This is a genomic window from Clostridium sp. AF22-10, from assembly GCF_003478725.1.
GTDB lineage: Bacteria > Bacillota > Clostridia > Lachnospirales > Lachnospiraceae > Otoolea > Otoolea fessa.
Genome location: NZ_QUFZ01000004.1, coordinates 186,191 through 199,974, shown reverse-complemented (window position 1 = coordinate 199,974; position 13,784 = coordinate 186,191). Strand labels below are relative to the sequence as shown.

At 40.8% G+C, this 13,784-nt stretch carries 13 protein-coding genes, 1 pseudogene and 1 riboswitch; of the genes and pseudogenes, 7 read left to right on the top strand and 7 right to left on the bottom strand.

The features are described 5' to 3' along the window. Positions 1-162: 162 nt before the first annotated feature. From DWX91_RS04615 to DWX91_RS04600, 4 genes are all read right to left on the bottom strand, one after another. Positions 163-606, bottom strand: a complete 444-nt coding sequence (locus DWX91_RS04615) for a GNAT family N-acetyltransferase (RefSeq protein ID WP_118492283.1) — start codon at positions 604-606, stop codon at positions 163-165. Between the two features lie 79 nt (positions 607-685). Continuing rightward, entirely contained in the window at positions 686-1,222 is a 537-nt protein-coding gene (locus tag DWX91_RS04610; protein ID WP_107001131.1) for a TIGR00730 family Rossman fold protein, read from the bottom strand. A 34-nt stretch (positions 1,223-1,256) separates the two neighbouring features. Next, entirely contained in the window at positions 1,257-1,538 is a 282-nt protein-coding gene (locus DWX91_RS04605) for a type II toxin-antitoxin system YafQ family toxin (protein WP_118492284.1), read from the bottom strand. After that, positions 1,535-1,807 (bottom strand): type II toxin-antitoxin system RelB/DinJ family antitoxin, encoded by a 273-nt coding sequence (locus tag DWX91_RS04600; RefSeq protein WP_118492286.1) that lies wholly within the window; start codon positions 1,805-1,807, stop codon positions 1,535-1,537. Before DWX91_RS04600 ends, DWX91_RS04605 begins: the two co-directional genes overlap by 4 nt. 135 nt (positions 1,808-1,942) lie before the next feature. Between DWX91_RS04600 and DWX91_RS17150 the strand changes: the two are divergent. Further along, positions 1,943-2,075, top strand: a pseudogene (locus tag DWX91_RS17150) (cell filamentation protein Fic); the annotation flags it as partial. Positions 2,076-2,291: 216 nt separating this feature from the next. Here the strand turns inward: DWX91_RS17150 and DWX91_RS04585 are convergent. Beyond that, entirely contained in the window at positions 2,292-4,214 is a 1,923-nt protein-coding gene (locus tag DWX91_RS04585; protein WP_118492287.1) for an ATP-binding protein, read from the bottom strand. 585 nt (positions 4,215-4,799) lie between these two features. Here DWX91_RS04585 and DWX91_RS04580 point away from each other — a divergent pair. The 6 genes from DWX91_RS04580 (at position 4,800) to DWX91_RS04560 (ending at position 12,881) form a co-directional block, all read left to right on the top strand. Continuing rightward, positions 4,800-5,132, top strand: coding sequence for a helix-turn-helix domain-containing protein (locus DWX91_RS04580; protein WP_181986209.1), 333 nt, complete (start codon positions 4,800-4,802; stop codon positions 5,130-5,132). 134 nt (positions 5,133-5,266) lie between these two features. Continuing rightward, positions 5,267-5,342: riboswitch (cyclic di-GMP riboswitch) on the top strand. 100 nt (positions 5,343-5,442) lie between these two features. Further along, the gene (locus DWX91_RS04575) at positions 5,443-7,287 is read left to right on the top strand and encodes an ABC transporter substrate-binding protein (protein WP_118471916.1); all 1,845 of its coding nucleotides are present in this window, start codon (positions 5,443-5,445) and stop codon (positions 7,285-7,287) included. Between the two features lie 146 nt (positions 7,288-7,433). Further along, on the top strand, positions 7,434-9,599 hold the full coding sequence (locus DWX91_RS04570) for an ATP-binding protein (protein ID WP_243033982.1): 2,166 nt from the start codon (positions 7,434-7,436) through the stop codon (positions 9,597-9,599). 49 nt (positions 9,600-9,648) lie between these two features. Beyond that, positions 9,649-10,965 carry a transporter substrate-binding domain-containing protein gene (locus tag DWX91_RS17145; protein ID WP_243098966.1) on the top strand — a complete coding sequence of 439 codons (1,317 nt, stop codon included), beginning with the start codon at positions 9,649-9,651 and terminating at the stop codon, positions 10,963-10,965. Between the two features lie 20 nt (positions 10,966-10,985). After that, positions 10,986-12,476, top strand: a complete 1,491-nt coding sequence (locus DWX91_RS17140) for an ATP-binding protein (RefSeq protein ID WP_243098965.1) — start codon at positions 10,986-10,988, stop codon at positions 12,474-12,476. A 51-nt stretch (positions 12,477-12,527) separates the two neighbouring features. Next, a complete protein-coding gene (locus tag DWX91_RS04560; RefSeq protein ID WP_107001123.1) occupies positions 12,528-12,881 on the top strand; it encodes an Hpt domain-containing protein in 354 nt (117 codons plus the stop codon). A 50-nt stretch (positions 12,882-12,931) separates the two neighbouring features. Here DWX91_RS04560 and DWX91_RS04555 read toward each other — a convergent pair whose 3' ends face one another. Both DWX91_RS04555 and DWX91_RS04550 read right to left on the bottom strand, forming a co-directional pair. Next, on the bottom strand, positions 12,932-13,222 hold the full coding sequence (locus tag DWX91_RS04555; RefSeq protein ID WP_107001122.1) for an ABC transporter ATP-binding protein: 291 nt from the start codon (positions 13,220-13,222) through the stop codon (positions 12,932-12,934). Positions 13,223-13,398: 176 nt separating this feature from the next. Next, positions 13,399-13,773: a desulfoferrodoxin family protein gene (locus tag DWX91_RS04550; RefSeq protein WP_107001121.1), complete on the bottom strand. Its 375-nt coding sequence runs from the start codon at positions 13,771-13,773 to the stop codon at positions 13,399-13,401. Positions 13,774-13,784 lie beyond the last annotated feature (11 nt).

The window sequence follows — 13,784 nt, the reverse complement described above, 5'->3', positions numbered from 1 at the left end:
GGGAAAGCTCACCTGTGACAAATCCAGTGTTTTCAAGGGTTTGCGGAGAATTTAATAAGAAAATATAACAGTTATTAAATCTCTTAAAACAGGTGAAATCTCAATCGGAATTTGATGAGGTGATAATATGAGCAAAAGTAAGAAGTTGACAAATACTGGAAGTTATAAACATCTTTGCAAATATATCATATCTATCAACTGTACACCGCCCTCATAAATTGGGTGGTCATAATTGTCAGTAAAGAAATGGGGAATCTTGTGAGAACGAACAAACCCACATTTTTCATAAAATGGTATCGTCAATGGACTGTCACCTGTTCCAACTTGCAAAACAGAATATTCATCTGCATATTTACTGGCAAGAAAATCAATTAGTGCTTTGCCATAGCCCTTTCTCTGATTTTCCGGATCGACTGCGATATTCTTGATTTCAAGTATTCCATTACCTTCATCGGTAACAACACATTCTGCTTTTTCATCATTGTCTTCAAGCACATACATAGTACCTTTTTCAAGATAGCGCTCAACCATGCTCTCCTGTTCATCAGCTAATAACAATAATGATATAAATTGCTTTTTATTTTCGTTCACTTCTCGGATTTTCATATCCATTACTCCGTCAAATTGGAATTGATCGTGCTCTGTCTTTCGCTAATGCAACTCCATTTTACTGTGCAAACATAAGTTATGCCCGTCTCAAGATTCGCTTTATATCATCCAGATTTTCAACAAAAAAGATTCCCTCCTGTCGCTCGTTAGAAGATAATCCTTTTTCAATCATATGATTTAGAAGTGCTTTCAAATCATCGTAGTAACCGTTCAGGTTGTAGAGAATGCAGGGTGCCTCCAGATGTTTCAAAGACACCTTCGACATTACCTCTGCAATTTCCTCCAATGTTCCCGTGCCGCCCGGGAAGGCAATAAAGGCTTCTCCTAACTCAATCATTTTGTTTTTTCTCTCAGACATATCCTTAGTCACAATCAGTTTTGTCAGTCCATCATGTTGAAACTCATTTTCAATAAAAAAATTCGGCTCAACACCCGTAACATCACCGCCTGCCTTCAATACACTGTCTGCCAATGCTCCCATTAAACCACCTTTAGAACCACCGTAAACAAGTGCATTTCCACTGTTTCCAATCCATGCCCCCAATTCCTCAACTGCTTTTCGTAAGCATGGGTCATTTCCTTCATTTGCCCCAAGATAAACTGTTATATTCATTAAAAATTTCCTCCTACAACTTCCGATTTTGGGATTATTTCTTAAACAGCTCAGAATGTGAACCAAGGCGATAAAGCATCAAAAGAAGAACTTCTCCACGAATCTCATAAATAAGCAGCCGGTCTGGTTCGATGTGACATTCACGCGTGCCTTTATAATTGCCTGTAAGATCATGATCTCTGTATTTTGCTTCCAGCATACCGCCATTCGCCAGAATATCGATTACCTCAAACAGCTTATCAAGATTTTTATTTTGCTTTTTGGCAAGCTTCAAATCCTTTTTAAATTGATTTGTAAACTGAATGTCGTATTTCATACATCGAGAGCTGCCTTAAGCGCATCCATACTGGAATAACGCGGAGTAGAAGGATCCTTCATCATTTTTCTGCCTTCCTCAATGGCAGCGGCTGTGGTAGCATTCGGTACTTCCAGTTTTAATTCAAAAGGAATACCATGCTCACGGATAGCGGTTCTCAGGAATATATTTACAGCAGTTGTCATATTCAGACCAAGCTCATTGAAGATTTCCTCCGCCTGATCCTTGATTGCCTTGTCTGTACGAATATTTAAATTAGTTGTTGCCATACAGAACACCTCCATTCAAGTATAGTATATGCAGAAATTCGTGTGATGTCAACACAATGTCATTATACAAGCTGTGAATTTTCTGTTAAAATGCATCGAAGTCCTTCTGCGTAGCAATCTGCGAATAGACTTTGTATCAAGAAGATTTATGCTGATTCAGAGCTTGAAGAAGATTCAACTATTCGGAATTTCCGAATAGTTCAAACGAGGTTCTCGTCAGGTCACACGCGATACCAAACACTATAACCTTCAAATGATCATTGCCGTAGTATGATATCGGATAAGTTGCCGGAGGATATTCAAAAGATGTACGATCACGCACATAAAGAATAAAGAAATGCCGCATATTTGCCCTTTAGAGACAAATATACGGCATTATTAGTATTCAAATGGAATGAAGGTTTAGTTTGTGGGTATAGAAAAAGCACCGTCCAAATAAACCTTGAACGATGCTCTGATAGTTAGCGGATTGTTGCTCAATCTTCTATCTCTTTATATTTTGTTTTATTGCAGTGGTCACTGCATCTATATTGAATGGCTTTGAAATGTGTCCGTTCATTCCAGAATCCAAGGATGCCTGTACATCTTCCTTGAAAGCATTTGCAGATTGTGCGATGATTGGAATTTTCGCAGCGTCTGGGCGCTCCTTGCTCATTGCACGAATTGCCCTTGCCGCCTGATGCCCATTCATTTTAGGCATCAGGACATCCATTAGAATCACATCATATGTGTCTGCTGGATTGTTGGCAAAACAAGCAACTGCGTCCTGTCCGTCTACTGCACGAGTTACATGCATACCTGCTTCTTCGAGCAGCGTGATTGCCAATTCCGCATTCAGCTCATTATCTTCTGCGAGAAGAACCTTTACTCCATTAAGGCTGACATCCTGTATCAGATTCAGCTCAGGTATCTGTTTTGGGTCTGCAAGTTCCATAGGAATTTCTACTGTAAAAGACGAACCACACCCTTTCTTGCTGTGAACCGTAATTGTACCGCCCATCAGTTCTACATATTGCTTGGAAATTGCCATTCCAAGCCCCGTTCCGGCATAATGTGTTCGTGCGCCGTTATCCTCCTGTGAAAAGGGTTCAAACAGCCTTTTCTGAAATTCTTCACTCATACCAATGCCATTGTCTTTTACCGCATAACTGCTTACAATATGCCGTTCGTCTATGCCCGGTTTGATACTAATTTCAAAAGTAATCGTTCCGCCATCTTTTGTAAACTTGACCGAATTGCTCAGAAGATTCGTCAATATCTCACGAATTTTTGTTGCATCCGTCAGAACATAAAGTTCTTTGGGGATGTTGCGATGTATCTCAAATGTTAAATCACGATTCAGTAGGAGTCCATCCACGATAGCAATCACATTATCTATTAGGACAGGCAAATTCTCCGGCTCAGGTGAGAAGCTTACCTTTCCGTTCTCGATACGGCTAAGATCCAGTACATTATTCAATAAAAACAGCAGATGCTCTGAACTTATTTTTACCTTTTGCAGACTATCGTGAATTTCAGATACATTTGTCTGGTTCAGTGCAATGTCCGTAAATCCGATAATAGCATTCATAGGTGATCGAATATCATGTGACATGTTAAGTAAGAAGGATGATTTTGCTCTGTTTGCGGTCTCTGCTTTTTCCGCAGCCTCGCGCAACAAAATCGTCTGTTCAATTTCATCTTCTCTTTTTCTTTTGTAGCCGATAAAGCAGACAGCACAAAGCAAAAACAGCACACATCCTGCCATAGCTCCAACATAAACGGATGCTCTTCTTGTTCGCTCTACAAGCCCATTCACAGACTGCATATCCATTTCAATGCATAAAGCACCAACTATTTCATCCGAATCGCCTGTTATAGGATAACAGGCTGTGAAAATAGGACCCCATGTCGTATCAACAATGTTCTGCGAATACACCGTTTCTCCTGAAAGAGCCTTGTTAATATACGGAATCATTTCATCCTCAATATAGTCTCCCGGATGTCTGACATCTCCTGCGTTGGGATCCAGACCGTCCACCACATAGATCAGCCTGTTTTCTTCATTTCGGGTGGCGGTGTATAAATATCTGGTTGAATTCAGCGTTCGAATTTCATTTAGAAACGAGGAAACCTTGTGATACATTTCTGTATTTTCATCAGATTGATGGCGGAGCGTGGCAAATTCTTCTCTTCCGATTTTTTTATTTGCCAATTTATGGATTGCATCTGCATTTTCTATATCACGTTTGAGTTCCGTTTCAAGGGCGATATCTGTATACGATTTTTGCAGAATATATGTATATGCTGATGCCAACAATGTGATTGAAAGCGTCAAAATTGCAAATAAACCTATGGAAAACTTGGTAAATCTCTGCTTTAACTCTTGGATGTCTTTGACTGACTTCTTGTCTGCTTGTGTTTTCATTCAATTTGACTCCACTTTTTATTTCATAGAAATATGTGGAAGGGGCTGATGTAAATACCGCATCTGCAGAGCGTGCATTTTTCCATCAGCTGATTCGCTTTTCAGATTTATCCTTTAATTGTTTCCTTATCCGTTCGGATGTTCAGATTTGTTGCTGACATACGCACAACCTCCACATGGCTTACAGTATACTCACATACTCGTGCCACGTCAATATAGTGTCATTATATGAGCTGTGAACTTTCTGTGAAAAGGCATCCATGTCAGATTGCGTAGCCATCTGCGAATAGCCTTTATATTCATCAGAAGGGTGATCCCTCTGGGATGGGGATTTATCCGTGGATATGCGGCTTTGCGGTATGAGAAGGCTTATTTTTTTGTTTGGGGTTTCAAACTTTTATGTGACAAACATAACTGTCTGTGTTATTATAAAAATGATATAAGCGAAAATGACTTTTGCGGAAACGAAAGTATCTTTATATTTTTTTATCCGTATACTTCCCATGATGGGGATAAATACTTGCAAAGTTGATTACTAATATTTTTTCATTATTACAGGTACAATAAGAACATGTAATAGCGGAAATGAGGTATAGTTACTTGCAGGTAGAGAAGTATATTGCGGATAAAATAACATCTTTATGTGAAAAGCGTGATATCAGTAAATACAGATTATCGCAGCTGTCGGGAATTTCCCAGTCGTCACTGGGAAGGATCATGGCGCAGGAAAACCTGCCGTCGCTGATCACACTTGAAAAAATATGTGCAGCTTTGGGCGTGACATTATCGCAGTTTTTTCAGGAAGGTAATTCAGAGAATCTGACAGAAAAACAGAAAGAAGTTCTAGGGATATGGAACGATCTGAATGCAAATGAGCAGGAAACAGTAATGTCAATGCTTCGTGGACTTCGGAAGTAGAAGAACAGTTCGAGTATATATATCGACTGTTCTTTTTTTGTTTTCAGGCGTTAAAACGGTAATGTTTTTCTTGTGTACAGTAGAGCGCTATAGTATAATAAAACCAGTTTTTTGCATAAGTTTAAAAGCTATAATAAGGAAATCGGCAAACCAGATGAAAGTCTGGGACGCAAAACTACAGGGCCTGTAAAATGGCAGCCAGTTGCATAAAATGAGGTGCACTGTCTGTCTGACAGTGCTTTTTTGTGGTGTTATTTCATAGACGTAACAATAATGACTTTATATAGGAAAGAATGAGGAAAATGAAAGTATGAAAAAGGCAAAACGTTGTCTGATAGCGGTGGTGTCAGGTGTACTTGCAGCAGCTGCTGTCTTGTCTGGATGTGGACAGTCAAAGAAAGAAGTATCTAAAAATGATGATCATCTTACCGTTTATCTGTGGGAAAATCGTTTGATGAAAAATATTGCACCCTATATCCATGAACAGTTTCCTGATCAGGATATCGAATTTATTATTGGTAACAATGATACCGATTTATACAGTTATTTTAAAGAACATGATGAATTACCGGATATCATAACAGTACGTCGATTTTCTGGAACAGATGCACAGGACTTACAGCCTTATCTTATGGATTTTGCTTCTTATGATGTTGTTTCTAAGTATTATTCCTATGCGGTGCAATATTATAAGAATGAGGAGGATGAAATCCAGTGGCTGCCAATCTGTGGTATTCCGCAGACGATCATTGCCAACAAAACACTGTTTGATCAGTATGGCATAAAGATTCCAGAAAATTATGAGGAATATGTACAGGCCTGTCAGCAGTTTTATGATAATGGCATAAAACCGTATTCCATGGATCTTGGTGAAGACTGGTCTAATAATGAAATCATCCAGGCAGCGGCAATCGGTGAGTTTACAAGCCTGGATGGTATTGAATGGCGAAACGGTGCAGAGACTGCAGCGGATGAAGTAAAGTTTGATGATACATTATGGAAACGTATTTTTTCAGAAACCAGTCAGTTTCTTAAGGACTCGCATTTTGGCAAAGAAGATATCAATATTGACATCAATACAGGAACCCAGATGTTTGTCGAGGGAAAATCAGCAATGTTTCATGGACATCCGACGGTTATGCAGCAGCTGCAGAAACAGATGGATGCGGAGCTGATCCGTATTCCTTACTTTTCACAGACATCGGATGAATCCTATGTGTATATGACTCCGTCATTAAACATTGCATTTAACAAAAACCTGGAAAAAGACCGGGAGAAACTGGATACTGCACTGGATGTGCTGGATTGTATGATTTCAGAAGAGGGGCAAAAGCTGATTGCGGATGGAAGCGGTGTTATTTCATTGAATACAGATGTTCCAACCATGATGCAGGATGTACCTGGACTGGAAGAGGAAATTAAAAATAATGCTGTTTATATCCGATATTCCGCTCAAAAATCATTTGATGCAAGTCTTGAGGCTGTTCACGGATTACTGTCAGGGGAAATGGATGAAACACAGGCTTATGATACTTTGCGCAGTGTAATGAATCGTAAAGTTCCGGAAGAAAAAGCAACGGTGAATTTTGAAAATGAATATTCCATTTCACTGAACGATAGAAATGGCCGTGATTCAGCATCTTCCATTTTAACTACGATCAGAGAAGAAAATGATGCACAGCTGGCTCTGGCACCATATTATTATTTCACTTCTTCTATGTATAAAGGAGAATGCACCAATAGCCGGGTTGGCATGATGACAGCAAAGAGTTCAGATACAGCATTATATTTTACAAAAATTAGTGGTAAACAGGTTTGTGAACTCGTGGAAAATTATTTCGCCGATGCGGATGAGAATTTTTATGTAACCAATAAATACGAATTACCAATTGCATCCGGTATGAAAATTATCGTCAATCAAGCGGAAAGTGGATTTTCATTAAAGGACTTGACAGTTAATGATAAGAAAATAGACAAAGAAAAGGAATACTCGATTCTTCTTACAGACACCACAATGTCTGTTTTGAAAAAAATAAATCCGAAATGTGAGATTGAGCAGCTTAAAGATACAACATTATCAAGTGCATGGATCGAAGCAATGTCAAAAGGACAGCAGCCGTCAGCACCGGAAGATTATATAGAGGTTGAACAGTAAAAGTGGAGATAGAACAAACGGTAAATAAAAGAAAAAAAATAACAAGGCTGTTGCTTATACTACTTATTATTCTTTTAAGCGTAGTTTGTATAAAGTATCTTATAAGTAAGTCTAGCAAGTATATCAGTGAAAATGGAAAAAGCAGTATGGGAGCTGTTGTTGAGCAGATGCAGCAGACCTATGATCTTCAAGTGAGTGGGTACTACAGCCAGCTGCAGTTGGTTAAGGAATTTTTACTTCATGAGAGGGAGCTGTCTCTTGAAACGGATATGAACAAAAGTTTCTTTGAAGCATGGGAAAAAGAATCGGAAAGTACACTTATATTCCTTCGGGAAAATGGTCAGGCAATATCAGCAGGTGGAACAAAAATGCGGATTGATATGCCAAGTAAATTTCTGCTGGACTTAAAGAATGGATACAATATTGGAAAACTGGTGCGTGTTGATTATGATCAGAAGAAAAAAGACGGTTATCTGGTTGCGATTCCATGTCAGGAATATACTATCAATGGGGAAACTTATACGGCAATTGGAAGCGTGTATGATCATTCGAAACTGGATTCCATGTTAAAACTGAAAGGTTATGACGGGAAAGCATATTTGTTCATTCTGGATAATGACGGAAATATTACGTATACGAACCAGAGTGGTGATAAATACCTGCGTAATTATTCCCTGTTAAAACATTTAAAAGGAGAACAGGCTATTACAGAAGAAGAGGCTGATTTGTTCAAAAAGAAGTTTAATAACAGAGAATCCGGAGTTGCACTTTTGGGAAAACAGAACCCCTATTATCTGGGGTATTGCCCGATAGAAAGCAACAACACCATTTTGGTATGTATTGTGGAAAGGGGAGTTGTTGACAATGTGCTGAGGGATTACCAGAAAACGGTGTTGTTTACAACAATACTCATGGCAGGTTATATATTTTTACTTTTTGCCGGATTATTCTACAGTATTTCCAGACTTAGTCTTGCAGATCAAAAAGCAGAATATGAAAAAAGAAATAATGAACTTCATTTACAAACAATGAAGGAAATGGAAGTAGTCAATCAAAAACTGAAAAAGGCAAAGAACGTTGCAACAGAGGCTTTGCAGACAGCTGAAAATGCAAATAAGGCGAAAACGGATTTCCTGTCTAATATGTCACATGATATTCGTACACCTATGAATGCAATCATTGGTATCACATCTTTGATCAGACATGATGCAGGTAATAAAGCAAAAGTTATAGAGTATGCAGAAAAAATAGACATTTCATCACAGCACCTGTTAGGAATTATCAATGATGTTCTGGATATGAGCAAGATTGAGGCAGGAAAAACAGTCTTCAAGTATTCTGACTTTTCTATTCTGGATCTTGTACAGGAACTTGACACTATATTTCATACTCAAATATATGAAAAGCAGCAGACCCTTACAATCATAAAAGAAAATATTCAGCATGAGTGGGTGAATGCGGATCAGGTTCACCTGATGCAGATTTTCAGCAACCTGCTTTCCAATGCAGTGAAGTATACCCAGGAAGGTGGGGAAATTCAGTTCTTTGTAGAAGAATGTGAGACAAAGTCATCTGTCTATGCAAAGTACCGTTTCTTAGTTAGCGATAATGGTATGGGAATGTCGGCAGATTTCAAGGATACAATTTTTGATGCGTTTACCCGTGCGGAAAGTTCCCTTACAAATAAAATACAGGGAACCGGACTTGGAATGGCGATTACTAAGAATCTGGTTGAGGCAATGGGAGGTACCATTGATGTGGAGAGTGAACCAGGACAGGGAAGCTGTTTTGAGGTTCTCTTGGATCTGAAAATTGCAGAGGATAGAACGGTTGCTCTGGCGGCACAAGAAGAAACAGATGAGCAGGATGGAAATATTCTGCAGGGAATGAAATTCCTGTGTGCAGAGGATAATGAGTTGAACGCGGAGATCCTGATAGAACTGTTAAAAATTGAAGGTGCGGAATGTACCATTTGTGAAAATGGCGAAGAGATTTTGGAAGCATTTGAACAGTCTGCTCCAGGTGATTATGACATGATTCTGATGGATGTGCAGATGCCTGTTATGAATGGTTATGATGCAACGAAGGCAATCCGCAGAAGCTCCCATGAAGCGGCAAAGAAGATTCCAATTATTGCAATGTCTGCCAATGCGTTCTCGGAGGACGTTCAGCATTCTCTGGCAGCCGGTATGAATGCACATATTTCAAAACCGGTTGAGATGAAGGTGCTGGAAAAGACGATCAGAAGCATAAAATCTGGTGGGGGGGGGGTACCGAACCGCAGGTCACTGAACAGTGACAAATGGATTTGATGCGACAGTGCAATTTTATTAAACCAGAAGGTTGACAAGGAGATTTAATATGATTTCGAGAGCAAAGAAATATGTGGCAGTGTTACTGTTTTTTGTATGCGTGTGTATGCTGTTTTCTCCCCAGACTGCATATGCAGCCGAGGGCAGTTCACAGCATGAAACTGTCAAAGTCGGTTTCTTTGCCATGGATGGTTATCATGTGATGGATGAAGAAGGCAACCGCAGTGGGTATGGCTATGATTTTCTTCGGCTGATGGCCCGTTATTGGGATGTGGATTACGAATATGTCGGATATGATAAGAGCTGGGATGATATGCAGCAGATGCTTGAAGATGGCGAGATTGATATGGTAACATCTGCCCGCAAAACACCGGACAGAGAAGAAAAGTTTGATTTTTCACGTCCAATCGGAACCAATTATGGGATGCTGACCGTCCGCAGTGACAACAGCACGATTGTGGACGGCAATTACAGCACTTACAACGGTATGCGTGTGGCGCTTTTGAACGGAAACACCCGGAATGAAGAGTTTGCGGATTTTGCAGACAACAAAGGATTTACATATGTTCCATCTTATTTTGATACGACCACAGAAATGGATGAAGCCCTTCAGAGCGAAAAAGTTGATGCGATTGTTACCAGTTCTCTGAGAAAAACAAACAATGAGCGAATCGTGGAGAAATTTGGCAGCAGCGATTTCTATGTCATTGTTAAAAAGGGCAATACAGAATTGCTGAATGAGATCAATTATGCGATCGATCAGATGAATGCGGTTGAGGGTGACTGGAAAACGACGCTTTACAATAAAAATTATGAAAGCATCGAAACTAAGAATCTGGAATATACGGAGAAAGAAAAAAGTATTATTTCACAGTATTCCAAGGACAACCCGCTTCATGTTCTGTGTGATCCGACCCGTTATCCATATTCTTATAATGAAAATGGTGAGATGAAGGGTATTATCCCGGATTACTTCCGGAAAATTGCAGACTATGCCGGGATTTCCTATGAGTTTCTTACACCTGTCACCAGAGATGAGTATATTGCTTATCAGAAAAATAAGGAAACCACAGATATGAGCATCGATGCACGCCTGGAAACAGATAACTATGCTGAGACGAAAAAATGGGGGATTACTGCACCTTTCATTACGATGCAGCTGGCAAGGGTGACACGGCGTGACTTTGATGGGAAAATTAATGTTGTTACTACTGTTGACCAGACAGTATCAAATTCAATTGAAGATGCAATGGCACCCGGTGCAGAAAAACTGATGTGCAGTACCCGACAGGAAATGATGGAAGCTGTCCGTAAGGGTAAAGCAGATGCTGCCTCGTCTACTATTACATGGCACAGGCGTTTGTGAACAGTGACACTACAGGCACCATGACATATACTCTGCTGGAACAGCCTACATTCACCTACCGCATGGTAATTTCATCAACTGAGAACCATGCGCTGGCTGGTATTCTGACGAAAGCAATGTATGCCATGCCCCAAAATCTTGTTGAAGATCTTGCAGCACAGTATACCACATACAAAGCAACAGAGCTGACATTTGTTGACTGGATCCGTCTGCATCCTGTTGTTACTGTTTTGGCTCTTCTTATTTTTGGAGGGCTGCTGACTACTATGGCTGTGATAATGGTGCGTCTCAGTGCAAGAAAAAAAGCTCAGAAGACGGCTCAGGAGAAAGCTGAGGAAATGGCGGAATTGGCAGAGCATGCACAGGCTGCAACCAAGGCAAAAACAGCATTTCTGTCACATATGTCCCATGATATGAGGACACCGATGAATGCAATCATAGGATTTACCGGTATTGCAATGAAAAACAATCCGTCAGACGAGGTGAAAAATTGTCTGGAAAAGATTGACGAAAGCTCAGAGCATTTACTGTCGCTGCTCAATGATGTATTAGATCTGACCCGCATCGAAAGTGGAAAAGTGAAATACAATCCGGTACCGGCGGATGTGAAAAACATTACAGATTCTGCATTGGATATTACAAAAGGCTTTCTTACGAACAGGGATATCAACTTTAAGATTCAGCGTGAAGGAGCAAAGATTCCAAATGTACTTGCGGATCCTGCACGCCTGCGTGATGTGCTGGTCAATATTCTGAGCAATGCCGTAAAATACACTCCGGATGGAGGGACGATTACATTTGAAGCCCGGTGTCTGGAAAAGGGCGGGGATGGATATATAAATATGCGTTACCGTATTTCGGATACTGGTATTGGCATGAGTGAGGAATTTACAAAAGAAGTTTTTGAGGAATTTGCACAGGAAGATTCCGATGTGAGAACGCAGTACCATGGAGTTGGACTGGGGATGGCTATCGTAAAGAAGTATGTAGATATGATGGGTGGAACCATTTCCGTGCAGAGTAAAAAGCATGAGGGAACCACATTTACTGTGGATATTCCTTTGGAAATTACAGATAAGGAATGTAGTAAGTCAGACACAGGTATTTCTGAAAAGGTGAATCTTACAGGTGTGAATGTCCTTCTTGCAGAGGATAATGAACTGAATGCAGAGATTGCTGCCGTGCAGTTGGAAGAGTTCGGGATGAATGTAGAAAGAGTTGTGGATGGAAAGAATGCTGTTGAGATTTTCAGAAATCATCCGGAAGGCACATTTGATGTAATCCTGATGGATATCATGATGCCTGAAATGAATGGTTATGAAGCAGCAAAAGCAATCAGGGCAATGAATGACAGACCGGATGGAAAAAACATTCCTATTATAGCAATGACAGCTAATTCATTTGCAGAAGATGTTCAGGCATCACTGGATGCAGGAATGAACGCACATTTGTCAAAGCCGATTGTGATTGATGAAGTTATAAAAACGATTTTAAGGTATGTATATAATTGATTCGCAGAGGTTCATGAATTAGTGGAATACAATTGACAGGAGGACTAAAATATGACAATGCAAGAGTGTTACGAAGCTATTGGAGGAAACTATGAAGCTGTCTTGGGACGCCTTCACAGCGAAGCACTGATTCGGAGATTTGCATTAAAGTTCCTTGAAGATCAGAGTTATATACAGTTAAAACAGGCATTGGAAAATAAAAATTATGAAGATGCTTTTCGCGGTGCACACACACTGAAAGGGGTGTGTCAGAATCTTTCTTTTGACCGTCTGTATGAGGTTAGTCATGAGTTGACAGAACTTTTGAGAGATAGAACCGGAGAGCAGCCGGGGATACCGGAAGCAATGGAAAAAGTAACAGAAGTATATGAGATGACAATTGAAGAAATAAAGAAGGGGCTGTAGTATTAAGTAATGCGACATGACTTTCTGCCTTGAATCAAGTGCTTGGAACATCATAAAAATGAGTGGATAAAGGAAACAAAATGTCGATTCACCAATAATTGGCCAAAGCGAACGTGGGAAAACTCCACCGCTCCCAGCGCATGACCGATTCGCTTCGGTGCTTCCGGCTCTGCTTCCATCTCCGGCTCATCCAGCAGCTCATATACCCGCTCCATGGAGGCCAGCGCCGATTGCAGAGAGTTTGTCATATAGGAAAGCTCTGTGATCGGTTCGCTGGACATGTTCATGTACTGGAAAAAGGCCTGGAACGTGCCGGGGGTCAGGCTGCCTTTTATAAGCATCCCACCGCCGAGGATCGCAATCCATGTGTCTGCCCTCCACGGCAATGTTGATCTTGTCGGCGGTGATGGTAGGGATCAGCAAAGCGCCTGCCGCATTCGCCAGCGTGACAAGTAGGATGAATACACACTTGCCGCGATAGGGGTTGAGAAATAGCAACAGATTTTTGAAAGATGAATCACGCTTTCCACAGACTATGGAGGTTGCAATAAGCGTAGACCGCTTCGACTTCATCGCCCTCGCAGAGAGCGAAGCAGACCTCCGGCTTTTCGCCGGGATGCAGTTCCTTGCGCTGATTGCCTTGCTTGGTCTGGAGAGATACCCATTCGATGTAGTGCTCCGGCAGCATAGGATGCTCCAAGGAGCCGACCTTGACATGGACGATGCCGTTTTCTACCGTCCAGACGGGAACATGCTTCTCCACGGCGGCGTCGGTGGTGCCGGGAACGATCTCGCTCATCGGCTCGCCGCAGCAGATGACGGGAACGCCCGTGTCCTTGACCTTGGCAATGATGTTACCGCAATGCTTGCAAATGTAAAACTTCTGCTCCATGATGATTCTCC

Coding starts and splice junctions, on each gene's coding strand:
- DWX91_RS04580 (WP_181986209.1), top strand. CDS start 4,800: ATGAGGTATAGTTACTTGCAGGTAGAGAAGTATATTGCGGATAAAATA.
- DWX91_RS04585 (WP_118492287.1), bottom strand. CDS start 4,214: ATGAAAACACAAGCAGACAAGAAGTCAGTCAAAGACATCCAAGAGTTA.
- DWX91_RS04570 (WP_243033982.1), top strand. CDS start 7,434: ATGGGAGCTGTTGTTGAGCAGATGCAGCAGACCTATGATCTTCAAGTG.
- DWX91_RS04600 (WP_118492286.1), bottom strand. CDS start 1,807: ATGGCAACAACTAATTTAAATATTCGTACAGACAAGGCAATCAAGGAT.
- DWX91_RS04575 (WP_118471916.1), top strand. CDS start 5,443: ATGAAAAAGGCAAAACGTTGTCTGATAGCGGTGGTGTCAGGTGTACTT.
- DWX91_RS04615 (WP_118492283.1), bottom strand. CDS start 606: ATGAAAATCCGAGAAGTGAACGAAAATAAAAAGCAATTTATATCATTA.
- DWX91_RS04560 (WP_107001123.1), top strand. CDS start 12,528: ATGACAATGCAAGAGTGTTACGAAGCTATTGGAGGAAACTATGAAGCT.
- DWX91_RS04605 (WP_118492284.1), bottom strand. CDS start 1,538: ATGAAATACGACATTCAGTTTACAAATCAATTTAAAAAGGATTTGAAG.
- DWX91_RS17145 (WP_243098966.1), top strand. CDS start 9,649: ATGATTTCGAGAGCAAAGAAATATGTGGCAGTGTTACTGTTTTTTGTA.
- DWX91_RS04610 (WP_107001131.1), bottom strand. CDS start 1,222: ATGAATATAACAGTTTATCTTGGGGCAAATGAAGGAAATGACCCATGC.
- DWX91_RS17140 (WP_243098965.1), top strand. CDS start 10,986: ATGACATATACTCTGCTGGAACAGCCTACATTCACCTACCGCATGGTA.
- DWX91_RS04555 (WP_107001122.1), bottom strand. CDS start 13,222: ATGCTTATAAAAGGCAGCCTGACCCCCGGCACGTTCCAGGCCTTTTTC.
- DWX91_RS04550 (WP_107001121.1), bottom strand. CDS start 13,773: ATGGAGCAGAAGTTTTACATTTGCAAGCATTGCGGTAACATCATTGCC.